The 25,768-nt window shown below is 38.9% G+C and carries 21 protein-coding genes; 2 read left to right on the top strand and 19 right to left on the bottom strand.

Annotation, left to right across the window (positions count from 1 at the left end; all coding sequences use genetic code 11):
* Nucleotides 1-549: 549 nt before the first annotated feature.
* The 12 genes from lysS to pth all read right to left on the bottom strand — a co-directional run bounded on the left by lysS (nt 550) and on the right by pth (nt 15,246).
* On the bottom strand, nt 550-2,043 hold the full coding sequence (gene lysS / locus QZ413_RS02945; RefSeq protein WP_297076172.1) for a lysine--tRNA ligase: 1,494 nt from the start codon (nt 2,041-2,043) through the stop codon (nt 550-552).
* 117 nt (nt 2,044-2,160) lie between these two features.
* The gene (dusB, locus tag QZ413_RS02940; protein WP_297076170.1) at nt 2,161-3,150 is read right to left on the bottom strand and encodes a tRNA dihydrouridine synthase DusB; all 990 of its coding nucleotides are present in this window, start codon (nt 3,148-3,150) and stop codon (nt 2,161-2,163) included.
* Entirely contained in the window at nt 3,150-4,040 is an 891-nt protein-coding gene (gene hslO, locus QZ413_RS02935) for an Hsp33 family molecular chaperone HslO (protein WP_297076167.1), read from the bottom strand. Before hslO ends, dusB begins: the two co-directional genes overlap by 1 nt.
* A 119-nt stretch (nt 4,041-4,159) precedes the next feature.
* Nucleotides 4,160-6,208 carry an ATP-dependent zinc metalloprotease FtsH gene (gene ftsH, locus QZ413_RS02930; protein WP_297076164.1) on the bottom strand — a complete coding sequence of 683 codons (2,049 nt, stop codon included), beginning with the start codon at nt 6,206-6,208 and terminating at the stop codon, nt 4,160-4,162.
* A gap of 74 nt (nt 6,209-6,282) precedes the next feature.
* Nucleotides 6,283-6,825 carry a hypoxanthine phosphoribosyltransferase gene (hpt, locus tag QZ413_RS02925; RefSeq protein WP_297076161.1) on the bottom strand — a complete coding sequence of 181 codons (543 nt, stop codon included), beginning with the start codon at nt 6,823-6,825 and terminating at the stop codon, nt 6,283-6,285.
* Between the two features lie 19 nt (nt 6,826-6,844).
* Nucleotides 6,845-8,203, bottom strand: a complete 1,359-nt coding sequence (gene tilS / locus QZ413_RS02920) for a tRNA lysidine(34) synthetase TilS (protein ID WP_297076158.1) — start codon at nt 8,201-8,203, stop codon at nt 6,845-6,847.
* A 57-nt stretch (nt 8,204-8,260) separates the two neighbouring features.
* On the bottom strand, nt 8,261-8,713 hold the full coding sequence (locus QZ413_RS02915) for a S1 domain-containing RNA-binding protein (protein WP_297076155.1): 453 nt from the start codon (nt 8,711-8,713) through the stop codon (nt 8,261-8,263).
* Between the two features lie 69 nt (nt 8,714-8,782).
* Complete coding sequence (locus QZ413_RS02910; protein WP_297076152.1) at nt 8,783-9,184, bottom strand: septum formation initiator family protein; 402 nt, start codon at nt 9,182-9,184, stop codon at nt 8,783-8,785.
* 84 nt (nt 9,185-9,268) lie between these two features.
* Nucleotides 9,269-9,547, bottom strand: coding sequence for an RNA-binding S4 domain-containing protein (locus QZ413_RS02905; RefSeq protein ID WP_297076149.1), 279 nt, complete (start codon nt 9,545-9,547; stop codon nt 9,269-9,271).
* Nucleotides 9,544-11,124 (bottom strand): polysaccharide biosynthesis protein, encoded by a 1,581-nt coding sequence (locus QZ413_RS02900; RefSeq protein ID WP_297076146.1) that lies wholly within the window; start codon nt 11,122-11,124, stop codon nt 9,544-9,546. The genes QZ413_RS02905 and QZ413_RS02900 overlap by 4 nt, the downstream gene beginning before the upstream one ends.
* A 12-nt stretch (nt 11,125-11,136) precedes the next feature.
* Nucleotides 11,137-14,670: a transcription-repair coupling factor gene (gene mfd / locus QZ413_RS02895; RefSeq protein ID WP_297076144.1), complete on the bottom strand. Its 3,534-nt coding sequence runs from the start codon at nt 14,668-14,670 to the stop codon at nt 11,137-11,139.
* A gap of 3 nt (nt 14,671-14,673) precedes the next feature.
* On the bottom strand, nt 14,674-15,246 hold the full coding sequence (gene pth / locus QZ413_RS02890) for an aminoacyl-tRNA hydrolase (RefSeq protein ID WP_297076142.1): 573 nt from the start codon (nt 15,244-15,246) through the stop codon (nt 14,674-14,676).
* A gap of 358 nt (nt 15,247-15,604) precedes the next feature.
* On the opposite strand from pth, the gene QZ413_RS02885 reads away from it, so the two are divergent.
* Nucleotides 15,605-16,588 (top strand): L-lactate dehydrogenase, encoded by a 984-nt coding sequence (locus tag QZ413_RS02885; RefSeq protein ID WP_297076139.1) that lies wholly within the window; start codon nt 15,605-15,607, stop codon nt 16,586-16,588.
* 27 nt (nt 16,589-16,615) lie between these two features.
* On the opposite strand, the gene QZ413_RS02880 is transcribed toward QZ413_RS02885, so the two are convergent.
* The 3 genes from QZ413_RS02880 to QZ413_RS02870 form a co-directional block, all read right to left on the bottom strand.
* Complete coding sequence (locus QZ413_RS02880; protein WP_297076138.1) at nt 16,616-17,140, bottom strand: GNAT family N-acetyltransferase; 525 nt, start codon at nt 17,138-17,140, stop codon at nt 16,616-16,618.
* A gap of 20 nt (nt 17,141-17,160) precedes the next feature.
* Complete coding sequence (locus tag QZ413_RS02875) at nt 17,161-17,664, bottom strand: VanZ family protein (protein ID WP_297076171.1); 504 nt, start codon at nt 17,662-17,664, stop codon at nt 17,161-17,163.
* A 134-nt stretch (nt 17,665-17,798) separates the two neighbouring features.
* Nucleotides 17,799-18,092, bottom strand: coding sequence for a hypothetical protein (locus QZ413_RS02870; RefSeq protein ID WP_297076135.1), 294 nt, complete (start codon nt 18,090-18,092; stop codon nt 17,799-17,801).
* A gap of 141 nt (nt 18,093-18,233) precedes the next feature.
* On the opposite strand from QZ413_RS02870, the gene QZ413_RS02865 reads away from it, so the two are divergent.
* A complete protein-coding gene (locus QZ413_RS02865) occupies nt 18,234-20,036 on the top strand; it encodes a M3 family oligoendopeptidase (protein WP_297076132.1) in 1,803 nt (600 codons plus the stop codon).
* Between the two features lie 64 nt (nt 20,037-20,100).
* Here the strand turns inward: QZ413_RS02865 and QZ413_RS02860 are convergent, their stop codons facing one another.
* From QZ413_RS02860 to QZ413_RS02845, 4 genes are all read right to left on the bottom strand, one after another.
* Nucleotides 20,101-22,533, bottom strand: a complete 2,433-nt coding sequence (locus QZ413_RS02860) for a heavy metal translocating P-type ATPase (protein WP_297076130.1) — start codon at nt 22,531-22,533, stop codon at nt 20,101-20,103.
* Between the two features lie 74 nt (nt 22,534-22,607).
* Nucleotides 22,608-23,507, bottom strand: a complete 900-nt coding sequence (locus QZ413_RS02855) for an ROK family protein (protein ID WP_297076128.1) — start codon at nt 23,505-23,507, stop codon at nt 22,608-22,610.
* A gap of 82 nt (nt 23,508-23,589) precedes the next feature.
* Nucleotides 23,590-24,795, bottom strand: coding sequence for an NAD(P)/FAD-dependent oxidoreductase (locus QZ413_RS02850; RefSeq protein WP_297076126.1), 1,206 nt, complete (start codon nt 24,793-24,795; stop codon nt 23,590-23,592).
* A 30-nt stretch (nt 24,796-24,825) separates the two neighbouring features.
* The gene (locus tag QZ413_RS02845; protein ID WP_297076123.1) at nt 24,826-25,728 is read right to left on the bottom strand and encodes a prenyltransferase; all 903 of its coding nucleotides are present in this window, start codon (nt 25,726-25,728) and stop codon (nt 24,826-24,828) included.
* Nucleotides 25,729-25,768: the final 40 nt, after the last annotated feature.

The following is a 25,768-nucleotide window of genomic DNA, read 5'->3' as shown; positions in this document are numbered from 1 at the left end:
CACCTTACACTATTGGTTCGTTTGCTTGCTTTGTTCAGTTTTCAAAGGTCTAATCTGTCGCTTGTAGCAACTTTTAAATCTTAACATATTGATTATTTATTGTCAATACTTTTTTAAAAGTTTTTTTCCAAACAAGTTAAAACTTGTTTTTTTACGACTTAGTTATCATAACATTTCGAATGTTATTTGTCAACAACTTTTTTTATTTAATTGATTGTTAAATCAACGTTTATTAGAAGTTGTATTTTAACGACTCAGTTATAATATCATCTAGATTATCTAACGTCAATACTTTTTTGAAAGTTTTTTAAACAAAAAAATAACTAGAAAAATAAACGAGTCGTCTTTAGGACAAGTAATAATATACCAAGTAAGTACGTATAGGTCAAACATTTTTATACTTCTTTTACAAGTTTTTTTCAAAAGCGTTCAATAAATAAAAACAAATGATTTTTGTTCGTTTTTATATACAAATTCTTTCGATAAACCTATCTTTAAATTGAGTTTATTCGTATAAAAAAAGTCCTCAACTAGTTGAGGACTTTTAAATTAGCGCATTGTTGGGAATAAAAGCACATCGCGAATTGATTGCGCATCAGTTAATAACATTACTAAACGGTCAATTCCGATTCCTAAACCACCAGTTGGCGGCATACCGTACTCTAAAGCTTCTAAGAAGTCTTCATCTACCCCATGTGCTTCGTCGTTTCCAGCTGCACGTTCTTTTTCTTGAGCTTCGAACCGTTCACGTTGATCGATTGGGTCATTTAACTCTGTAAAGGCGTTCGCAAACTCACGCCCTACGATAAATAGCTCAAAGCGATCTGTAAAACGAGGATCTTCTGGGTTTTTCTTCGCTAACGGTGAAACTTCTACTGGATGTCCGTAAACAAATGTAGGTTGTTGCAATGTTTCCTCTACAAATGTTTCAAAGAATTCATTTAGGATATGACCAACAGTCATACTGTCTGTAATCTCAACGTTATGTTCTTTAGCTAGAGCACGAGCTTCTTCTACAGACATTTCTTTCCAGAAATCTACGCCAGTTTGTTCTTTTACGCCATCAACCATATGCAAACGTCGGAATTCAGATCCTAAGTCAACTGCTTGACCATCATAAGTGATTTGAGTTGTTCCTAATGTTTTTTCAGCAGCGTTCCGAATAATTCCTTCTGTTAGATCCATGATATCTTTATAATCTGTATAAGCTGTATAACATTCCATCATTGTAAATTCTGGATTATGTGTCGTATCGATCCCTTCATTACGGAAAACGCGACTAATTTCGTATACTTTTTCCATACCACCGACGATTAGTCGTTTTAGATGCAATTCTAAAGCGATACGCAAATATAAATCCATGTCTAAAGCATTATGATGTGTAATAAACGGACGTGCTGCAGCACCACCCGCTTGATTGTGTAATACAGGTGTCTCCACTTCAATATAACCTAATCCATCCAAGTAGCGACGGATTTCGCTGATGATTTGACTACGTTTAGTAAAACGATCAAAACTTTCTTGATTACTAATTAAATCTAAATAGCGTTGACGATAACGTTGTTCTACATTAGTCAAACCGTGGTATTTATCCGGTAATGGTCGTAGCGCTTTTGATAAGATCGTGATTTCTTTGGCTTTGATAGTCACTTCACCAGTGTTGGTTTTCATGATTTCACCAGTAACACCAAAGAAGTCACCTAGATCAGCATGTTTAAAGACTTCATATTGTGCTTCACCAACTTGATCTTGACGAACGTAGATTTGAATACGGCCTTCACGATCTTGTAAATGCGCAAAACCAGCTTTTCCTTTTCCACGCTTTGTCACAATACGACCTGCAATACTAGCAGTTAAAGCCATTTCCGCTAATTCTTCTTTAGTTCTTGGATCAAAAACTTCATGCAATTCAGCCGATTGATGCGTGCGTTCAAAACGTTGTCCAAAAGGATCAATTCCTTCTTCACGTAATTGTTCCATTTTTTGACGACGAACGACCATTTGATCATTTAGTTCTTCTTGCGTTTCCACTTGTGCTTCTATTTTTTCCTCTGCCACGAGTGTTCCTCCATTCTCACTTGTACTTCTTTCCTAATAATGACAAGTTTCTGAAAAAAAAGCAAGTCGAAGATTACGCTTCGACTTGTTCTTTCATATTCGTTAGGCGTTTGCTTCGACTTTTTCCAAAAATGAATCTAGCAGATCCAAAGTGGTTTGGCGATCTTCTGATTTATTGATTGCTGCTTTGATTTTTGCAGCTCTTGGTACACCTTTTAAATAATAAGCTGCATGCTGACGAAATTCTAATGAAGCTAATTTCTCACCTTTAAGTGCAACTAATCGTTCAAAATGCAATTTTGCGATATCGATTTTTTCACGAGGTGAAGGTTCATCGATCAAAATGCCGGTTTCCAAATACTCTTTGGTACGACGGATCATCCACGGGTTCCCTAAAGCAGCACGTCCGATCATCACCGCATCACATCCTACTTCTTCAAGCATCCGCTTCGCATCTTCCGGCGTTCGCACATCGCCATTCCCCATAAATGGAATCTCAATGGCTTGCTTCACTTCTTTTAAAATCTCCCAATTGGCTTGTCCTTCATACATCTGCACTCGTGTTCGGCCGTGCATCGCAATTGCTGAGGCACCTGCAGCTTGAGCAGCTTGAGCATTTTGTACCGCAAATAAATGTTCTTCATCCCAACCTGTACGCATTTTGACCGTAACTGGAATCGAAACAGCTGATGAAACGGCATGTACCATTTCATATACTTTATCAGGATCAAGTAACCATCTAGCACCAGCTTCAGCTTTGATGATCTTATTTACTGGACAGCCCATATTGATGTCGATGATATCTGCAGTAGTATTAGCTTCGACAAAACGTGCAGCTTCGACTAAGTTATCCTTGTCTCCTCCAAAGATCTGTAGACTAAGTGGATGCTCCGTTTCTTCGATATGCAACATACTTAGAGTTTTTTTATTTCGCAAGTTGATTCCTTTGTCGCTGATCATTTCACAAACGACCATCCCGGCACCAGCTTCTTTTACTGTCACGCGAAAAGCGGCATTACTGATCCCAGCCATCGGAGCAACCACGACACGGTTCGGAATCTCAACATCGCCGATTTTCCAAGAGTGATCCATTAGTTACCTCCAGTGATTTCAGCTTTGATTTCTTCTAGATCCGCTTCATCAAAATAGTATTTATTATTACAGAAAGAACAAACAGCTTCTGCTCCATGATCTTCATCGATCATATCCTGAATCTCTTTTGTTCCTAGGGTTAAGATCGCATTCCCAAATTTCTCTTTTGAGCAATCACATTTAAACATAACTGGCATCGTTTCTAAAATCATCAACGACTCACCATCAAAAATCGTATCCAAGATATCTTCTGGTGTCTTTCCTTGGTCTAAAAGACTTGAAACTAGTGGCAAACTTGCTAATCGTTTTTCGATTTTCTCGATTACTTCTTCAGGAGCTCCTGGCATGATTTGTAGCATAAAGCCACCAGCTGAACGAATCGAATCGTCCGTATCGACCAAGACACTTAGACCTACAGCGGAAGGGACTTGTTCAGACACTGCCAAATAATACGTGAAATCTTCTCCAAGCTCACCAGAAACGATTGGAGTTTGTCCTGAGAATGGTTCTTTCAAACCTAGATCTTTAATAACGGTAAAGACGCCATCTGTCCCAACTGCACCACGAACATCAATTTTTCCTTTTTCATTTAATGGTAGACTTACATTTGGATTTTGAATATATCCTTTAACGTCCCCGCGTCCATTGCTGTCCACCATGATCAAACCAGCGGGTCCATTTCCCTGAACTTTTACCGTAATCGTATCGTCACCTTTGACTGTACTTCCTAATAGTAGTCCACCTACCATCGTACGGCCTAATGCAGCCGATGCTGTGTTCCATGTATCATGACGTCGCTGTGCTTCAGCGACAGTTTCCGTTGCACTTACCGCATAAGCACGGACAAATCCGCCGTATGCTAAGGCTTTTACTAAATAATCTTTGGTCATGTTTTTCTCTCCTTTTGCTTATGACTGAATCATACTCAAATCTTTACTTTTTTTCAACTTTACCGTTTAAAACAAGAAAACGAAGGAGCTACAAGTAGCATCCTTCGTTTATCTACCTATTACAGACGATCATCCTCATCTAAAGGCGTAATGTCTTCATCTAGAGGTTTTTGTTCTGCTTGTTTTTGTGCATCTTTTTCTTCTAATGCACGTTTAGCTTCTTCATACGTTTGTGCTTTTTCACTAGGAAATTCACTTTGTTCATGATCTACAGGCATTTGACCTGTTTCAAATAATGATTTGATTGCTTTAGCATCTAGTGTTTCAAACTCTAAAAGTTTTTCAGCGATCAATTTGTGTTTTTCATGATACGTTTGAATGATTTCACGTGCTTTATTATGCGCATCAACTAAGATCTTACGCACTTCTGTATCGATCTCATAAGCCACTTGCTCAGAATACGCTTTGGTTTGACCATAGTCACGGCCAACAAAAACTTGATGGTTTCCTTCATATTGAACAGGTCCTAATTTATCACTCATTCCATACTCGGTTACCATGCTTCTAGCTAAAGCTGTTGCCTGTTCAAAGTCATTTGATGCACCAGTAGATTGTACGTTGAAGATCAATTCTTCCGCTGTACGTCCACCTAAAAGACCCACGATTTGTTCGAACATGTCTTCTTTTGTCATCAACATTTGGTCTTCTTTAGGCAAGGCAATCATGTACCCACCAGCGCGTCCACGAGGGATGATCGTTACCTTATGCACGACACGAGCACGGCTTAAGACTAAACCAACAATCGTATGTCCTGCTTCATGGTAGGCAACCATTTCGCGTTCGCGCTTACTGATCACACGATCTTTTTTAGCAGGTCCTGCAATCACGCGATCTTCTGCTTCATCGATATCCGAAGCATCGATTTGTTTTTTATTCCGACGAGCAGCAACTAAAGCAGCTTCGTTTAACACATTTTCTAATTCAGCACCGGCAAAACCTGGTGTTTGTTGTGCAACAACTTTTAAATCTACATCGCTTGCTAAAGGTTTGTTTTTCGCATGAACACGTAAAATCGCTTCACGACCTTTAACATCCGGACGACCAACTAAAATTTGACGGTCAAAACGACCCGGACGAAGTAACGCTGGATCCAACACGTCAGAACGGTTTGTTGCGGCAATCACGATGACACCCTCGTTACCACCAAATCCATCCATTTCAACCAGCAATTGGTTTAAGGTTTGTTCACGTTCATCGTGTCCGCCACCCATACCAGCACCACGTTGGCGACCGACAGCATCGATTTCATCGATAAAGATGATCGCAGGTGCATTTTTCTTCGCTGTTTCAAATAAATCACGAACACGGCTTGCACCGACACCGACAAACATTTCAACAAAATCAGAACCTGAAATTGAATAAAATGGTACGCCAGCTTCACCGGCAACCGCTTTTGCAAGTAATGTTTTACCAGTTCCCGGAGGACCCTCTAATAACACACCAGCAGGGATACGTGCACCTAAAGCAGAGAAACGACGCGGATCTTTTAAGAATTCCACGACTTCTACAAGCTCTTGTTTTTCTTCTTCAGCACCAGCTACATCTGTAAACCGGACACGGTTGGCTTTTTTGTCAGCTTCTTTGGCTTTTGATTTCCCAAAGTTCATGACACGGCCACCACCGCCGCCACCGCCACCTTGTTGACCCATCATCATATAGAAGAAGAAAATGATGATCACAAGTGGTAAGAAACTTACAAGTAGAGATAACCAGATCCCACTATTTGATTCTTGTTCGATTTGCGTTTTGACTGAATTGTCGCTTGCAAGTGTCGTAATTTCACTTAAAGTCGAATCATTTGGCAAAATAATTGTTGAAAATGATGTCGATTTAGAAGAAGTCGAACCAAACACGCTCAATCCACTATCATTGCTAATCGTTTGTTCACTCTTGTATTTACCAGTAATTCGATAAACACCATTTGAAGGCTGAACGGTAAATGATTCAACGTCACCGTCTTTTAACTGTTTTGTAAATGTGGAATACTCGATTTCAGGTGATTTACTGCCACCGTTGCCAAAGAAATAATAGACAACCATAACCATCGCCAATAAGACGAGTACGTAATATAAGGTCGTTTTGACCGTACCGTTTCCTTTTTTGTTCATGCGGCCCCTCCTTGCCTGTTTTGTCTTATATTGACCAATTTTATTGTATCATAGTTGTTGTAAAATAATCACTATTAAGATTGATAAACACTTGGTTTTAATACGCCTACATACGGTAAGTTACGGTATTGTTCGGTGTAATCCAAACCATAACCGACAACAAACTCGTTTGGAACGTCAAAACCAATGTAATCTGCTTCAATATCGACTACGCGACCTTCAGGTTTATCTAACAAAGTAACAATTTTGACAGATTTCGCTTTGCGGTATTTAAACAAATCAACTAAATAAGCTAAAGTGCGACCACTGTCGATAATATCTTCTACGATCAACATGTCTCGACCTTCAACATTTGTATCTAGATCTTTGACGATCTTCACTTCTCCAGAAGAGACTAATGCGTTACCATAACTTGACACGTCCATAAAATCAAGCTCTAAATAGCAATCCATTTCACGTACGATATCCGCCATGAAAGGAACTGCTCCTTTTAATACTCCCACGACTAATGGGTTTTTATCTTTGTATTCTTCTGTTAAAACTTTTCCAAGCTCTTCACAGCGTGTACGAATCTGCTCTTTTGTCACTAAAACTTTTTCAATATCTTTTTCTAGCATATAAGTCTCCTTTCAACCGTTACTTCTCGTATTTATATAGAAGTACGTAGTGTATTTTATCAGTTTCTTTACTAATACTCAAATAGGAACAGACAAAAGGTAAGAATGCTAAAAGATTCTTATCTTTATTTTCTAAAATCCAAGCTCGATCACGTGCTTCTTTTGGAATTTTAGCATCGATCAAGTAGCGTGCGACTTTTTTGGAAAGCTTTGGTGTGAGTGCGATCTTATCTCCAGGTTGTCTTTTCCGCAACCAAAATTCTGTTTGAGCAGATAATCTTAATTGATAATCAGCTTGCCAGTCAGGAAGATGAGCTGGTTCGAAGATGCCGATCAGTTCATTTTCTGATAATGAATAACTTTGATTTATGATCAATCGCAACGGTCCATGTTCGACTATAGGTAGCACTTGTTCATTTGCAATAAGCCACAACTTATCATACCGGCGTTTAATGATTCCTTGATCTTTTAACGTAAGTTGCCACTGACTCTTGTTTTGACGAATCAGTTCCTGTACTGCCGCCAACTGTTTTTGATTGATCGTAAGCAACGAGTGGCTATCTAAACGCAAGCATTCCCAAAAATAATACGCTTGTGCTTTAGAAAGCTGACCTACGCCTTCGAGTGCGATACACCAACTCGTTGGTGTTTTTATGATCCATTTTCTAGCCCATTCGTTGTAGTTTTCTTGAATCAATTGTTCAGCTAGTGCGACTTGCTGACTCACACGATCAATATGTACTAATGCTTGTGGATTTTCGTCGATCATCTGGGGAATCAAATATTTACGTACACGATTACGAGTGTACTGATCATCTTGATTACTTAAATCTTCATAATACTCGATCTGATAGTCAGCTGCATATTGACGCAAGGTTTTTTTTTCTAGTGTGAGCAATGGCCGAATGAGTCGTTTACCTACTCCAAAGGACTGTGTTGCAACTAGGCTCTTTAGTGCAAACATCGTACCTTCTCGTATCAATTTCATCACCAATGTTTCTGCTTGATCGTTTAGATGATGCGCTGTTAGCACCCCATCATAGTTTTCAGTTGTTAAAAGGGATTCAAAAAAATCATAACGAAATGCTCTGGCATTGGCTTCGACATTCGTTTCAGTCGGTGTCCAAGTGGCATGAAAAAATGGAATGTCGTACCGTTGACACACATGTCTCACAAATTGTTTTTCAACCTTAGATTGCTCGCGGAGTTGATGATCGACGTAAGCGACACCACATTTATGATAGGTATCCGATAACTGCATCATTAAATCTAGTAGTACCATCGAATCCACCCCTCCTGATACGGCAATTAGTAATGAATCTGTAGATTGCCATAATCGTTGTGCTTTAAGATGGGCTAGGAGCTGTTCTCTACTCATGTTTCCTCCTAATTCAAAAAAGGTTGAGCCATACAGGCTCAACCTTTTTAATTGTACTTAGTTACGACGACCGCCACGGCCACCGCGTTTTCCTTCAGTATTTCGTTTTAATGAAGATAGACGATCATCGCTATCCTTTAAAAACGAGGACATTAATGAATCGAAGTCTTGTTTTGTATTTGCTGGTGCTTGTGAAGGTTGATTACGTGTGAATGGTTTTTTAGGACCACGGTTGAAGTCTTTTTTCGGATATTCACGTTTTTCCTCACGTGGTTTATCTTCTGCCTTACGAATCGATAATCCGATTTTTCCATCGGTACCGATATTTGTTACTAAAACAGTAACTTCATCGCCGACTTTTAACACTTCATTGATATCCTTCACGAATCCATTTGACACTTCACTGATGTGGACCAAGCCAGTTTTTCCCGCTCCAAGATCAATAAAGGCACCAAAATTTGTAATTCCTGATACTTTTCCTGGTACTTTTGCTCCAACTTCGATTGACATAAAAAATATGTTCCTCCTAATTTTATTACGCTTTTATGATGGACTATCTTATGGATAGACACGACAAAGTTATTTGGTTGTTTCTTCTTCTGATTGCGTGACCTCATCAGGCAATCTAAAATTAATTTCGCCTTCTTTAGAATAAAAATAGCGGCTACGTGCTAATTTCGCAACGTAATCATCATCTTCTAAAAGAGCAACGTCTTTTTTCAACGAGGTAATTTGCTGATCTGTATCTTTCTTTTCCACAACTTTTGTCGCTTGATATGTTTCTAGCTGATGCAAGCGTGAGAAATCACGAAACAAACTAATCCCAAAAAGAATCGCGACGATCGCGGCGACCGCAAATATCACAAATAGACGGCGGCGACGATAGATTACTTGGCGTTGTTGTTTCGCATAATTCGCATATTGTTCCTTAGCAAAATCAGTTGGCAAATAGGCAACGTTGCTTTTTTTTGTTTTTTTCAAAAATCGCTCGCTCCAGTCTTGTATGATTGTGATACTTATTATACCAACATCCACAAGACTTGTCTAACAATATTGAAGAGAATTTTAAGACTCATTTGCACTATTTTCAGAAACTCTTTCTTCTGATAATAGTGTGTACATTTGGGCTGCATCTTCTTTTTTCGTTGATTCTTGTAACACCTCAACACGTACTTCAACGATCCGATTCCCAAATTGAATGCGTAAGATATCACCGACTTTTACACTACTGCCGGATTTCGCTAACTTACCATTGATTTTGATTCTTCCTTTATCTGCGACTTCTTTTGCAACAGAACGTCGTTTAATTAAACGGGAAACTTTTAAAAATTTATCGATTCTCATTTTCTCACTCCTAAGCGTAAAATTTTCGCTCCTTTAGGTAGATACAACCACTCACGTACGGTAAATACCTGACACTTGATCGTCAAGATCAAAAAGACGCTTGCTCCTAAAACGACACCAAACAAGCTGATCCATAGCGTCGTCGAACGATGCCACTCTTCTATTATATAATACCAAGTAAGATCATATATTAGCAAACTTACTGCCATACCCGATAAGGCGATGCCTAAACGCACAAAAAAGTAACGTTCATTAAAAAATAAGTATAACTTACGATCGTCATAACGTAAGAAAACCAAAAAGACCACTAATAATCCACTTAAAGTAGCAAAACTTGTTCCGATCGTTCCAAACAGATAAGTCAAAATACCAGTCAAGACAAGTTTTGCTGCACAACCAAAAAGTGCTGCACGCAAAGATAGACGTAAGCGGTTTTGACTTTGCGCGATACTTTGGTAAGCCTGAACGGTCGCCATCAATACGATCGAAAAAACAAATAGCACTAAAGTATTGGTTCCTTTAAAATCTTTAAATAAAGTATAGTTGATAAACGGCATCAAACCAGCTAGACCCAAAGATGCTGCAAAAGCCACGCTGACCGTTAATCTTAAGTACATTTTCGCTGAAAAGCGAAATTGCGCTTCACGATTTGCGGTTAGATAATCAGTCAAGGCCGGTAAAAAACTTGCACTCAATGCTGTTGCAACAACCAATCCTAGCTGAACGAGTGGTTGACCTCGATCAAAAATCCCTTTTGTTACTTGAGCTTCGTGTAACGGCATGCCTGAAGCAACAAGACCATTGACTACAAAAAACGAATCGATCAATTGGAACATGATCAATAAACTACCGTAGATCGTCAACATACCCGCTTCTTTATAAAAACGATACCGAACTACTTTGTTAGGATAGGGTCCGACTAATTGTGTAAGACGCACATGTCCTCCGTGGATTTTATAAGCATAATATCGCAAAACGAAAAAGGCAGCGATGCCTCCAACTAATGAACCACTAAGCGCATACGTTCCCACTTGATAGACGGTTTTATCAAAAGCTTTAAAACTATACGCTGCCAGTAAGATCACTACCACACGAACGATTTGCTCCACAACTTGTGATACAGCTGTCGGTACCATGTGCATCGAACCTTGAAACTCTCCACGACGAATCGCTAAAGAAGGAATCAATAAAAAGGTGAATGACACGACTCGTATCAATGGCGCAAGCTCTCGATTGCCCATCGCAAAGGCGACGATACTACTAAACACAAAAAGAAAAAACCACATTCCTAACGCTAACGTAGCGATCATTGGAAAATACGCTTTTAAAGTTTCACGTTTTTCCAATGGATTTTGACCGACCGTCACACGAGACAAAAATTGTGGAAAACTAGTCAAAGCTAACGTGATTGCGATCCCGTATAGTGGATAGACTTGTTGATACACATAAAATCCTTGGTCGCCCACTAAATTTTGAAACGGCACACGATAAATAGCACTCAAAAGTTTCGCGATAAAAGAAGCCATCGTCAAAACTAAGGCACCACGCATCAGATGATGCAGTTGCGATTTTGCCATATCCATGCCTCCTTAGTCTACTTGTGATACCAACTGTTGTTGATAACGGATTTCGCGTAATGCGCGAACAAAATTTTCAACTTCTTGTAGCCACACCATAGGCTTCATTTCTTCTGGAATCACTAAACGAATCACCATTTTTTCTTTTTCGACACCAAGCGTTGCTTTTAATTTGGTCTTCGCTAGCCCTTCAAATAATTGTTCGACTGAATACAATTTTGTACCAACCTTACTTAAAGTAAAGAGCAATTGTTGTTCTTTTTTACGAATACTCTCGAATAAAGCACGATCGGCATTCATTTTGATTTCACCAATCATCAGTAAATGCGCGACTTCATCTGGATACTCACCAAAACGATCCAATAGATCATCTTGCAACTCATCTAAAGCTTCCATACTCTCTAATTCACGAATTCGTTTATAGACTTCGATTTTTTGACGTTCATCTTCGATATACGTTCCAGGTAAATAAGCATCTAGTCCTAAATCGATTTCGGTACTTGTTTTTTGTAGCTGCGTATTTTTCCCTTGTTTACGTTCAACTGCTTCGGCTAACATCTGTGCATATAGATCAAATCCGACTGAATCGATGAACCCATGTTGCTGTGCTCCTAGTAGATTACCCGCACCACGGATTGACAAATCGCGCATTGCAATCTTAAATCCTGAACCTAGTTCAGTGAAATCTTTGATTGCTTGAAGACGTTTTTCACTGACTTCTGTTAAGATTTTTTGCGGTGCATACATAAAGTATGCATACGCCACACGATTACTACGCCCCACACGACCACGAAGCTGGTACAATGTCGATAGCCCCATAAAATCTGCATTTTCTACAAACAACGTATTGGCATTTGGGATATCCACACCCGTTTCAATAATCGTCGTCGTGACCAAAACGTCAAATTCTCCTTCAATAAAATCAAAGAGCGTATTCTCAAGTTGGATCTCTGTCATCTGACCGTGTGCATACCCAATGCGTGCATCTGGTACTAGTGCTTGTAATTCTTCCACTTTTTGTTCGATCGTATCTACACGATTATATAGATAGAAAACTTGGCCACCACGAGCCATTTCACGTAAAATCGCTTCACGAATCGCACCAGGATTACTCTCCATAACATAGGTCTGAATCGGATAGCGATTTTCAGGAGGGGTTTCAATCACTGACAAATCACGCACACCAAGCATCGACATGTGTAATGTACGTGGGATCGGGGTTGCCGTCAACGTCAAAACGTCGACTTGCGAACGCAATTGTTTTAAACGTTCTTTGTGTTTCACACCAAAACGCTGTTCTTCATCGATAACTAGTAATCCTAAATCAGCAAAAACGACATCTTTTGATAGTAAACGATGCGTTCCAACAATGATATCGATTTGCCCTTTACGCAGTTCTTCAAGTGTTTTTGTTTGTTGCGCTTTTGTTTGGAAACGGCTCAACACACCTACATTGACTGGGAAACCTTGAAAACGATCGACCATTGTCTCATAATGCTGTTGCGCCAAGATCGTCGTTGGCACTAAAATTGCCACTTGTTTGCTTTCACGAATCGCTTTAAAAGCTGCTCTTAAAGCCACTTCTGTTTTCCCAAATCCAACATCACCTACTAGCAACCGATCCATTGGTTTTTCTTTTTCCATATCTTTTTTGATTTCTGTCGTACTACGTAACTGATCTTGCGTTTCAGAATAAGGGAAAGCATCTTCGAATTCTTTTTGATAGCCATCGTCTGGACCAAAAGCAAAGCCTTTTTCTGCTTCTCTTTTGGCATACAGTTGGATCAAATCATCAGCGATATCTTCGATTCGTTGTGAAACTTTACGCTTCGTCTTAGTCCATTCACTTCCACCTAGTTTATTGATACGCGGAGATTTCGATTCTGAAGCAACATATTTTTGGATAAGATTCAACTGCGTAACAGGAATGAACAATTTATCATCGTTTTGATATACGATCGTTAAATAATCTTGATGCACACCATCGACTTCAAGTGTTTCCATACCGATATATTTTCCGATACCATGATTTTCATGTACGACATAATCTCCTGTTTTTAGTTCATTATAACTTTTGAGACGTTCCGCATTAGAAATCGTTTGACGACGTGCACGTTTTTTCGCAACTTTTTGAAAAATCTCACGTTCTGTAACTACGATCAATTGCTCGTTTGGTAGCTCAAAACCATTTTGCAAACTGGCTTCGATAATCTGTGCACGATTCAACGTTAAGCGATCAGCCTTAGTTGTGACCGCATAGATCTCATGATCACGGAATTCTTGTTCTAATTTTTTTTGTTGCTCTAAAGTACTGACTAAAAAGACGATCGTATAAGAAAGCTTACTCCAGCGATCCACTTCTGCTTTCAACAGCCCCATTTGTCCGAAAAATTGTTGCATCGGTCGATATTGCATCGTATAGATTGCTTGAAAACGCAAATTCCCCATTCCTTTTTGAAACAAAGAAAAAAAGGTCGTTGGCGCTTCAATATGGTGTAATACTTGTGGATCATCGATCAGTACTTCTTGTGTTGAAAACAAGCGTAATTCCTCGATCTTTTGCGTATGCCATTCAGCTGCTTCGTGCATCATCTCACGCGATGTTTCCATGATGCGTGCATAGTCATCGACCATCAATAAGTACGGATCAGTAAAATAATCAATAACTGTAGTCGCTTCTGGATATAAGAAATCGGTATAATACGCTGCGTGTTCACCGGCAATACCATTAGACCAATCTTTAAGCAGTTGCTCAAAATAATCGCTCAATAATGCGCGATCGGTTTCTTCTTGTGTGATAGCCAAACGTTGTTTTAGTGCTTGTTCGACTAATTCTTGTCCATGGTGCAAATGCTCCGTTGAAAAAATCAGTTCCGTAACTGGAAGGAGTGTAAAATGCTCGATCGACTGAATCGAGCGTTGGGTAGCGACATCAAACGTTCGCATCGAATCGATCTCTACATCAAATAGTTCGATTCGAATTGGATCTGCTTGATCAAGCGGATAAATGTCTATGATACTACCTCGAATACTAAAATCTCCTGGCTTTTCAATCATTTGTTGTCGAGTGTACCCCATGTGTACGAAGCGCTGCGGTAAGGCTTGTATGTCGATCTCATCTTGTAAAGCAAACGTCAACTTTGCTTGTTGCCAAGTTTTACGATCAGGCAGCCGTTTTTTTAATGCGGCAATCGGTAAAATATAGATCCCTTTTTTATTCGTTGCAATCGCATCTAATGTCGCGACCCGTTCTGCTTTTGCTTCAGGGGAGGCAAAAGCCATCTCTGCTGAAATCACTTCATCGACTGGGAACACATAAACTTCTGATTCCCATTGGCGTAATTCTTCAGCCGCTTGATTCGCATAATAGAGATTGGCTGTCACTAAAACAACAGAGCGATCTAACTGTTTAAAGGCGCTCAAAATCGCCAGATGCTTAGCAGAACCCGCAAGTCCTGTAATCAGCTGACGTGATGTTTCTTCTTTGAGTTTTGTTTGCCACTGGGTAATCGTTTCGGAACGATTAAGCAAATCAAGAATATCCATCTATTACTCTCCTTTTTTGTTGAACTGATTCATGGTCAACGAAAAATCATTTCCTTCAATATAATGCATCACCGCATCAACAGAAGCATCGATTCCTTGATAGATCATCGGTTGATCCTCTTTATCAAAGCCACTTAGTACGTGATCAATAACCGTTTGTCTTCCTTTAGGTCGACCGATCCCGACTTTGATACGATCAAAGGTCTGTGTTCCTAGATGTGAAATCAAACTTTTGATTCCGTTATGACCACCTGCACTCCCTTTTTGACGCAAGCGTATCTTTCCTACGACTAGATCTAAATCATCATAAATGACGACTAGTTCTTCAGGATAAATACCAAAATACGTCATTAACGGTCCTACTGAGCGACCCGATTCATTCATATACGTTTGCGGTTTCACAAGCAAGACTTTCTCACCATTATAAAAAAATTCTGCAACTTCAGCTTCGAAAGTATTTTTCTTAAATGTTGCTTGATTTTTATTCGCTAATTCATCAAGAACCATAAATCCTACATTATGCTTCGTTTCATGATATTTTTTACCTGGATTTCCTAGGCCAACAATCATTTTCATCTTGTCTATCCAACTCTTTCTTTATCCTATTTTCAAACGCAAAATGCTGGCCAACAAATGTTGACCAGTGCGTTTCGTCTATTCTATACGTAAATTATACCATAAGCACTTCCATTCTGCGAAATATCTGTATCTTTAGTCAATAATCCGATCACTAAAACTTTTTATATTGTGACATATTGAACAACTGTACTTTTAAACAACATTTGTTACGTTTTCAATTCTCTAAAGAAAGCGTTTTAAACTAAAAACAGTTAAAAAAACTGTTATATTGTTTGCTGAATCACATGACAAAAGTTTGATAAAGTGTTAACATAGTCTTTGTAAGAGATGTGAAATTAGAAAGGATGATATATAAATGGTTAAAAGTACAGGAAAAAGACATCAAAAAGTAATTTTAGTCGGTGATGGCGCAGTTGGATCAAGTTATGCGTTTGCGTTACTTACTCAAAATATTGCACAAGAAGTCGGAATTATCGATATCGATAAAGCCAAAACAGAAGGCGATGCTCTTGATTTATCTCATGCTTTAGCCTTTACTTCACCTAAAAAAATCTATGCAGCAGACTATGCCGATGCTCATGACGCTGATTTAGTCGTCATTACTGCTGGGGCTGCCCAAAAACCTGGTGAAACTCGTTTAGACTTAGTTCATAAAAACTTAAAAATCAACCGTTCAGTTGTAACTCAAATCGTAGCATCTGGCTTTGAAGGTATCTTTTTAGTCGCTGCAAACCCAGTAGATATTTTAACGTACTCTACTTGGAAATTCTCTGGCTTCCCTAAAGAACGCGTTATTGGATCTGGTACATCTTTAGATTCTGCTCGTTTCCGTCATGCTCTAGCAGACTTGATCGATGTAGATGCACGTAACGTTCATGCTTATATTTTAGGTGAACATGGAGATTCAGAATTTCCTGTATGGTCTCATGCCAACGTTGCAGGTTTACAAATCTATGAATGGATCAAAAATAATCCAGATGTCGATGAAGAAGCAATGGTCAATTTATTCTTTAGTGTACGTGATGCAGCGTATACGATCATTGAGAAAAAAGGTGCGACCTTCTATGGGATCGCTGTATCTTTAGCACGGATTACTCGCGCTATCTTAGACAATGAAAATGCGGTATTGCCATTATCTGTGTACTTAGATGGCGAATACGGGATCGACGATGTCTACATCGGTACACCTGCCGTGATCAATGCCTCAGGGATCAAACAAATCATTGAAATCCCATTAACAGATAGCGAACAAGAAAAAATGGAAGCTTCTGCAAAACAATTAAAAGACATTTTGCAAAGTGCTTTTGCAAAACTTGAAGAAGAAGACGCAAAACAATAATCTAAAAAACAGATAGGACAATATGTCCTATCTGTTTTGTTTTTCAATACAAAAGATGTAATGTGGTGTACTGATTCCATCACGCTCTTTGATAATTCGTTTCATAATCTTCATGTGGTTGGAGATTGCGATATTCATTGCCTTGATATTGATATCACGAATGATCATAATCACTGAGTTTGCTCGTAATACATCAAATGCATACTGCTGGATCGCTTGCGTCGCTTCTAGCATGTAATCTTTTCCCCATGCACTTTTCTTTAGATGATAACTCAATTCAAAATACGGTCGATCGACGACCCATTGATCCGTCAACCCACATTCTCCGATTACTTCTCCGGTTTCTTTTAGTTCAACTGCCCATATTCCATATCCTTTGGTTTCATAAGAAGCGATATTCCAACGTAACCACTCAGTAATTTCTTCTTGAGTAAAAGGTTCTTCGTAAGCATGCATCACTTCAGGATCTGCTAAAAATTCCGTTAGTGCTGCTGCTTCTCCTTTTGTCCATTGTCTAATACGTAATCGATCTGTTTCTAAAATCATTCGCATCTCTCGCCTCTCTTTTCGTTTTAGATGACACGTCTTCTTTTAACAAAGAAAACGAGCATACAAAGTAAAATGGCTGTCATTGCACCAGATGAATCGAGCATGACATCTTGAAATAGTGGTGTTCTCCCACCGGTTAGCATTTGATGGAATTCATCCAATCCAGCATATCCCGTAGCTGCTAACCAAGCGATCACGCCAGTTAATAAAACACTGCGTATTCGTGGAACAAGACCTAAATAGAAACTACCACCCATTAAAAAATAAGTTCCAAAATGCGCACCTTTACGGATAAAAAATTCGACAAACGAAAAGTATCCCTTAGCTGCGATACTTACCTCACTGCCTGCGTAATTAAACGCCACGTGCGATAAGGAATTTGAAAAAGGTTCATTATTCAACAAAGTGGATAATAATCCAATTTGAGATTGTTGCTCATACGTTTGTGAAGAACTATAGAATAACACTCCCATTAAAATAAAGCCTATCCACAAATATAGTCGTCCATCTTTACGGTATTGTTTGATCACAGGCATCCCTCCAACGTGTTTATATTATCACGTTCTTTAAAACTTGAGAAGAAATAAAAAAAGAAGCCATGACAAAAGCCTGTCATAACTTCTTAAAAAAACGGATGAACGGTATTTCAGAAGGAACATTTTTAATATAAATACGGTTGAAATGGCATTTCTGAGGAATAATACATTGGTAATGATTCGAGTATTCGCAATTCATCAAAATAGGCTGGATCAAAATCAAGTAATTTACCCGCATGATGCAGCACACCTTTGATTTCAAACAAGGCTTTTTTATGTGCTTTAAATGCTGCCAAATCTTTTTCTTCAGCGCTTTGAGTCGTATCTTGTTTTAGTTCATGCAAATCAGCTTCTAGCTTTTCTACAATTACACGAATTTGTTCGACATACTGTTTTTTTTCATTTTGTTTTTCTGCCATCACTAGTCTCTCCTTTAAAAAAGAAATCGCTTACCTTTTTTAGTATAGCATAACTCTAAAAAAATACCGAGTAAATAGATAAGGCTTTCATGATAGAATATTTTGGATGTGCTATACTACTAAAAAAGGAGGAATGTACGTATGCACTATGCAATTAATTGGGATCTAGATTCAATTTTTAAAGGTGGGAGTGAGTCTGAGGCACTGACAAAACGTTTAGCACAACTCTCTGAACAAATTACAGCCTATCAACAAACAATCGAGGCTTGGACTATAGACGAAACGACTCCAGATACAATTGCTACAATTTTACAAAAAGAAGAAGTCTGTAGTAACGGTTTCTCACAATGTGGTAGTTTTATTGGTGCATTGCTATCAAGCGATGTGAACGACCAAAAAGCGAAATTACTGATGGGTGAACTTTCAGCTAAGTCACCAGTTTTTCAGTCTGCTCATACATTATTCGCAAAAAAACTGACGCAAATCACTGATGGTGTTTGGTCGACGATCACAACGAGTGATGCATTGACAGATGTCGCGTTTCGTTTGAATGAAATGCGCCGTGATGGATTAGAATTATTAAGTGAAGCTGAAGAAAATATCATCCACACACTAGCGCTAGATGGGTTAAATGCTTGGAGTGAACATTATGATACGATTGTTGCAACAATTGCGATCCCTTTTACTGATAAAGAAGGCCACGAACAAACGTTATCGGCTGGACAAGCATTTAATAAAATGACTGGCGATCCCGATGCCGAAGTACGGGCAACTTTATTTGCTGCTTGGGAAAAAGCATGGAATGAAAAAGCTCCTCTATTAGCAGACACACTAAATCATTTAGATGGTTTTAGAATCTCAACTCAACGACTACATGGTGTCGAAGATTTCTTGAAAGAACCATTAGAATACAATCGTTTATCTCGTAAAACTCTTGATACGATGTGGAGTACGATCGTTAAAAATAAACAACCGATCATGGATTTTCTTACACGCAAAGCTCAATTATTTGGAAAAGAAAAAATGGATTGGCAAGATCAAGATGCGCCAATTATTTTAGGTGATATGACCGAGCGAACATACAGTTTTGATGAAGCTGCTACGTTTATTATTGACCATTTTAAAGAATTTAGTCCTAAAATGGCTGACTTTGCACAAATGGCTTTTGAAAAATCTTGGATCGAAGCTGAGGATCGTCCAGGTAAACGTCCTGGCGGTTACTGTACTGAATTACCTGAAACAAAAGAATCACGTATCTTTATGACCTATAGCAATTCTGTCAATGAAGTCGCGACTTTGGCACATGAATTGGGTCATGCCTTTCATAGCAGTGTGATGTGGGACTTGCCTAGTGTCAATCAAGAATACGCAATGAACGTTGCCGAAACAGCGAGTACTTTTGCTGAATTAATCGTAGCAGATGCAACGCTTAAAGAAGCGCAAACAAAAGAGGAAAAGATCAACTTACTGGATACAAAGATGCAAAATGCGATTGCGATGTTTATGAATATCCATGCGCGTTTTCTCTTTGAAACAAACTTCTATACTGCACGTCAAAAAGGCTTAGTATCACAAGAACAAATCACTAATTTAATGCTAGAAGCGCAAAAAGAAAGCTATCTAGATCAACTTGGTAGCTATCATCCTCATTTTTGGGCAGCGAAATTGCATTTCTTTATCGATGATGTTCCATTTTACAACTTCCCTTACACCTTTGGCTATTTATTTAGTATGGGAATCTATGCGTATGCTTCAGACAAAGGAACTAGTTTTGAAGATGACTACATTGCACTTTTACGCGATACTGCTTCAATGACGACTGAAGAATTGGCACAAAAACATTTACAAGTCGATCTAACAAAACCAGATTTTTGGCAAGCTGGTATCGATCGTGTCCTAGCAGATGTCCATGAATTTATGGAATTAACACAAAACTATATTTAATTATCGTTAAAACACGGGATCACTTTTTGATTGGATTTTCAAAAAGTGATCCCGTGTTTTTTTATTAAATTTTGCGTTTTAATCGTAAAGCATTTAGTAAGACCGAAACAGAACTAAAACTCATCGCTCCACCAGCAAGCATCGGATTGAGGAGTGGTCCACCAAATAAATACAAGAGCCCCATCGCAACTGGAATCCCTAAAATATTATAAGCAAACGCCCAAAAAAGATTTTCTTTAATCGTTTTTATCGTCAAGCGACTATATAAGAGTGCTTGAACTACTCCTGTCAATTCGTTCTTCATCAAGATAATATCCGCCGACTCTAATGCCACATCTGTTCCTGAACCGATCGCCATCCCAATATCTGCTTGCGCGAGTGCAGGAGCATCATTTACTCCGTCGCCTACCATTGCGACTAGTCCTTGATGTTTTGTTTGCAATTGTTGGATTGCTTGTGCTTTTTGAGCTGGAACGACCTCACTGACTACTTCGGTGATCCCAACTTGACGTGCGATCGCTTGTGCTGTTTTTTCGTTATCTCCAGTCAACATGACCACACTTAGCCCGTTTTCTTTTAATGACCGAATCGCTTCTTGACTGCTTGGTTTGATTGGATCAGCCACGGCTAGTGCGCCTATGATAGTTGTATCTGTGACTAAAGCGATTGGTGTCTTTCCTTGTTCTGCCCAAATAATCGCTTGTTTTTGAATCTTCTCTGCTTGTGGTAATGCAGTTAGAACGGTCATATTTCCCAAACGATACGTTTGACCCTCGATCGTCCCTTTAATCCCTACACCAGGTAAAGCTAAAAATCCATCTACTTCTTTTAATACAAGTTGCTCTTGTTTTGCTCGTTTTAAGACTGCTTTCGCAAGCGGATGTTCAGATACTTGTTCAAGCGAAGCCACTAGCGTCAAAAAGTCCAACTCACTCGATCCATTGATACTAACTAAATCCGTCACTTCAGGATTGCCTTGTGTGATGGTTCCAGTCTTATCTAACACGATCGTTTGCAATCGATGTGTCCGTTCCAATGCTTCACCCGTTTTAAATAAAATTCCTTTTTCAGCCGCTTTTCCCATTCCTACCATCATCGCTGTCGGTGTTGCTAGACCTAATGCACATGGACAGGCAATCACTAATACAGAAATAGTGATCGTCAAGGCAAAGACCCAAGACTCGTGGCCAAAAATCAACCAAACAAGACCTGAAAGTAATGCTAAACCAATAACGATCGGTACGAACACACCTGAAACTCGATCAGCTAATTTAGCAATCGGTGCTTTTGATCCTTGTGCTTCTTCTACTAATTTTACAATTTGAGCTAAAGCCGTTTCAGCACCAATCTTCGTCACACGCATCTCGATGCTGCCTTGTTGATTCAAACTAGCACCTACAACTGAATCTCCTACTTGTTTAGCAACTGGCAAACTTTCACCAGTCAGTAAACTTTCATCAATACTGGTCGCACCTTTTGTCACAATCCCATCTGTTGGAATTTTTTCACCTGGTTTAACCAATACGATATCGCCTACTTGCAATTCGGCGACCAAACGCGTTTGTGCTTGTCCTTTAATTAACACTGTCGCCTCTTTTGGAGAAAGATTTAAGAGACTTTGAATCGCATCGGATGTTTTCCCTTTGGAGACTAATTCAAAATATTTTCCTAAAGTAATCAAGGTCAAAATCACCGCTGCCGATTCATAATACAAATTCATCGCGGCTGTCGTATCACCTAAATAGACCGTAATAGTTCCATATAGACTATATATAAACGCTGCACTGGTTCCTAACGCTACTAAAGAGTCCATTGAAGGATGTCCTTTAAACAAGGCTTTGAATCCTTTGGTAAAAAATGCTCGTCCAATGATTAAAACCGGAGTCGCCAGTATCAATTGTAGTGTTGCCGCAACGACCGGCGCATGATGACTACTGATCTGATGCCAAATTGGTAATCCAATCATTTCACCCATCGCAAGATACAATAAAGGGATCGTAAAGACTGCCGACCAGATAAATCGATACCACATGTGGTGGATAGCTTGTTGTTTCTTGTCTTTTTGATTGACATCTGGCTGTTTTTCTACTACTAAATGATAGCCTGCGTCCGTTACTGCTCGAGCGATCGTGACGATCGAGGTATCCGCGCTGACAAACGATACTTGTAATGTTTCAGTCGCGAGATTGACTGTGGCTTTTTTTACACCAGCTAACTGACTGACTACATGTTCTACTGTTTGCGCACAACTAGCACACGTCATCCCCTCCACTGGTAATGTCATTTGAGTGATTGGATCGACTAGCTGATAGCCTGCGTCTGCTACTGCTTGTGAAAGAGTGGAAAATGAAATTTCCGCATCTTCTGTGACCTGTAGTGTTTCAGTCGCAAGATTGACCGTGGCCTTTTTCACATGCGGTAGTTTTGCGACAGCTTTTTCGACCGTTTGGGCACAACTAGCGCATGTCATTCCTTCAACTTGAAATTGTTTATGCACAAGAATTCACTCCTTTAGTTCGTCTTCTTGTTCATATCCTACTTCTATCGTTTACATTTGTCAACGATTAAACGCTAAGATGACAGTTCTGTTCGCAAGGCATAGACTGCACCTAAACAATTTGCATGATTTTGAAATTGACAGGCTTCGATCACTACAGGGGTAAAGGTTTGTTGGTAAAATGCATCATGATTTAATATTTTCGCATACTGACGATTGATTTCTGTAATCAATAAAGGTTGAGCACTGATTCCTCCACCGATGACGATCTTTTCTGGATCAAAGATACATTGTAGATTAAAGAGCAATGAAGCGATTTGGAAACAGTAGCCTTCAAATAGATCATATAATGATTTAGACGAATTTTTATTCAAGTGTTCAAATACTGTCTGACCATCTGTTATATCCTCTAGTTCTAGTAAGCGTGCTGCTTGTTTGATAAATCTGGCTGCTGAAAGTTGTGCACCTGTCATTACCTGTTTATCTGGTAGGCTCGGATGATTCAAAATAAAACTAAACTCGCCAGCTTGAAAATTTTTTCCTTCCAAAAGTTTCCCATCAACTAATAGACCACCACCGACACCAGTCCCTAATGTCAGACCGACCGCTTGTCTGATACCCTGTAAACTACCTAGCCAATATTCGCCTAAAATCGCAGCTTTACCATCATTTTGAACAGCAACCGGTAACGTACAGCCGATTTTTTCAAAAAAGTCTGCAAATGAAAAATGATCTAAAAAAGTCAATGAACCTCCATGATAAACTGTTTTTGTCGTGGTATCGATCTTTCCGGGACAACTGATTCCCACTCCCTGACAAGTATCTGGTAGTTCATTTAAGATATTCTCGATACACGCTAAAAATTGTTGTTTTGTTTTCGGTGTATCGGTCGTCTTCACATCAGAAAGTTCACCTTCTTTAGTAACGTATGCTTGTTTGATCTGAGTCCCGCCAATATCTAATGCACAGTACATCAAAGCGCCTCCTTTTCTTACTACTTTAGCGAAAAAAAAAGAAGCAATCAAGTTTCCTTGATTGCTTCTTTGAACGATCGGCTTAATGATATAGATCAAAGCGACCTTTAGCGAATACTTCTTTAAATCCACCAGTTTCCATTAATGATTTGTTTTCAATCATTTTCTTCACGAATGAAGCTGGATATCCTTTGATTCCAGTATTTCCAACCATACCAAATGCATGCGTATTTCCGATTGAAGCTACAGAACCTTGAGATTTAAACGTAAATTCTTGTGTTGCTTGACCATTTAATTGGTTCAAGATGTTTTTAGCAGCGTGTGTCCCCATTTTCAAAGCGATTTGTGCAGTTGTTGGGTAAGGACGATTTGATTCTTTATCCATTACAGCAGACACATCACCAATTAGGTAAACATCGTTGTGATTTGGATCAGTCAAGTCAGCATTGACCATTACGCGGCCACGACGTTCTTCAAATCCAGATTCACCGATTACCGTGCTTCCGCTAACACCTGTTGTCCAGATGATCGTAGCAGCTTCTAGTTCACCCATTGTTTCGTCTTTACCGTCTTGGTAGACAACTGTTTCAGGTTTGATTGCTTTGATTGCTTTACCAGTCATTAATTTAACATCCCATTTAGCTAAGTGATCTAAACAGTAATTTGTTAAATCATCGTTGAACATTGGTAAGATTGTTGGGGCAGCTTCGACACAGAAAATTTCGATTTCTTTTGGATCTACGCCAGCGATTTTTGCGTAACGTGGACGTGCTTCTACTAAAGAACCAACTAATTCGATACCAGTAAATCCAGCACCACAAACAACTAATTTTAGATATTTTTTATCTTTTGTTTGTTTGTATTTTGCCATGCTTGCTAAAATATGCTCATGGATTTTGTTAGCTGAATCAATAGTTACCATCTCTAAAGCATTTTCTTCAGCGCCTTCGATTCCAAATGTTTCAGAACGGAAACCTAAAGAAACGATCAAGTAATCATAATGGATTGGTGATCCATTTTTTAATGTTACTTCTTTTTTGTCTGCATCAATTTTTTCAACGCGGTCTTGCACAAAAGTAGTTACTTTTGGATTCACTACGTCTTTGATTGGATAGCAAATTTTTTCTTTTGGTTGTGTTCCAGCAGCTACTTCATGTAGATAAGTTGCTTCATAATGGTAATCATTTTGATCCACTAATGTAATATGGAAATCTCCAGCTTTTTTCTGCAAAGTTTTTAAGGCCATTAAGCCTGCATAACCTGCACCTAAAATCGTCACTTCTTTCACGATTCGTCCCTCTTCTTTCTATAATAAAAATTAAATTAAGATACCCAACAGATAAGTTAGTACTTGCACAGCCGATCCGACAGCTAAAATACGAATAGCACAGATAAATGTTTCTCTTTTCACTTGTTTTGCTAAAAACAGTTTCGTTTGTTTGTAAACAAAAGGCACAATCACTAATGATAATAAAACTGTTACAGGTGCCAATTGCAGTAGTACAGACGCAATAATTCCTATAAATGCAAACAGATTAAAAAACACAAATAAATTTAATGAACCTTTTCGTCCTAAATAATGTGCTAATGTATACCGTTTATTCTTCTCATCTTCTTCCATATCACAAGTGTTATTTGCAAGCATCAAGTTTGCAATCCACAAGGTATTCGGCAATGCTATAATAAAAATATTGACTAAAGTCATCCAATTCCATTCAAAAACCTCGTATGTATTTAAATACACACAGATCAATGAAATCATAAAGCCCATGGTAAAGCCTGAGAAAAACTCACCTAAAGGCAAGCTAGACAAAGGTCTAGGACCCGATGAATAAAAGATTCCGACTAAATAGCAATAGAGTCCCATCCAAAAAAGTGGCCAACCGACAAAATACGCAAGGGTCAATCCCATGATCGCTGAAACGATGATCATACTGGTCATCAGCCAGAACACCAAACGGATCGATAAATTTTCGCGCCCAATGATATTGGTTTTTTCGCGATAATCATGAACATCGGTCGCATGATGGTAATCGTTATAGTTGTCGAGCATATCGACCGCCATATTGAATAAAAACATTGCAAGAAAATAAATTAGAACAAATCCGAGATGAATGGACCGGTAATGATACCAACTATAACACAAACCGATCAAAAATGGTAACACACTTGCCGTTTTTGCTTTAAATTCTACTAATTCTAAGAATACTTTTAATGACATACGCTTCTCCTTTCATTGAATTGTTACAAGTTGCATAAAA

Source organism: uncultured Enterococcus sp., assembly GCF_913775425.1.
In the GTDB taxonomy this organism is placed as follows: Bacteria; Bacillota; Bacilli; order Lactobacillales; family Enterococcaceae; genus Enterococcus_G.
This window is presented reverse-complemented; position numbering and strand designations above follow the sequence as displayed.

Excerpts from the sequence above, each read along its gene's own strand:
- dusB (WP_297076170.1), bottom strand. The coding sequence starts at position 3,150 with ATGGATCACTCTTGGAAAATCGGCGATGTTGAGATTCCGAACCGTGTC.
- hslO (WP_297076167.1), bottom strand. The coding sequence starts at position 4,040 with ATGACCAAAGATTATTTAGTAAAAGCCTTAGCATACGGCGGATTTGTC.
- ftsH (WP_297076164.1), bottom strand. The coding sequence starts at position 6,208 with ATGAACAAAAAAGGAAACGGTACGGTCAAAACGACCTTATATTACGTA.
- hpt (WP_297076161.1), bottom strand. The coding sequence starts at position 6,825 with ATGCTAGAAAAAGATATTGAAAAAGTTTTAGTGACAAAAGAGCAGATT.
- tilS (WP_297076158.1), bottom strand. The coding sequence starts at position 8,203 with ATGAGTAGAGAACAGCTCCTAGCCCATCTTAAAGCACAACGATTATGG.
- QZ413_RS02915 (WP_297076155.1), bottom strand. The coding sequence starts at position 8,713 with ATGTCAATCGAAGTTGGAGCAAAAGTACCAGGAAAAGTATCAGGAATT.
- QZ413_RS02905 (WP_297076149.1), bottom strand. The coding sequence starts at position 9,547 with ATGAGAATCGATAAATTTTTAAAAGTTTCCCGTTTAATTAAACGACGT.
- QZ413_RS02900 (WP_297076146.1), bottom strand. The coding sequence starts at position 11,124 with ATGGCAAAATCGCAACTGCATCATCTGATGCGTGGTGCCTTAGTTTTG.
- mfd (WP_297076144.1), bottom strand. The coding sequence starts at position 14,670 with ATGGATATTCTTGATTTGCTTAATCGTTCCGAAACGATTACCCAGTGG.
- pth (WP_297076142.1), bottom strand. The coding sequence starts at position 15,246 with ATGAAAATGATTGTTGGCCTAGGAAATCCAGGTAAAAAATATCATGAA.
- QZ413_RS02885 (WP_297076139.1), top strand. The coding sequence starts at position 15,605 with ATGGTTAAAAGTACAGGAAAAAGACATCAAAAAGTAATTTTAGTCGGT.
- QZ413_RS02880 (WP_297076138.1), bottom strand. The coding sequence starts at position 17,140 with ATGCGAATGATTTTAGAAACAGATCGATTACGTATTAGACAATGGACA.
- QZ413_RS02870 (WP_297076135.1), bottom strand. The coding sequence starts at position 18,092 with ATGGCAGAAAAACAAAATGAAAAAAAACAGTATGTCGAACAAATTCGT.
- QZ413_RS02865 (WP_297076132.1), top strand. The coding sequence starts at position 18,234 with ATGCACTATGCAATTAATTGGGATCTAGATTCAATTTTTAAAGGTGGG.
- QZ413_RS02855 (WP_297076128.1), bottom strand. The coding sequence starts at position 23,507 with ATGTACTGTGCATTAGATATTGGCGGGACTCAGATCAAACAAGCATAC.
- QZ413_RS02845 (WP_297076123.1), bottom strand. The coding sequence starts at position 25,728 with ATGTCATTAAAAGTATTCTTAGAATTAGTAGAATTTAAAGCAAAAACG.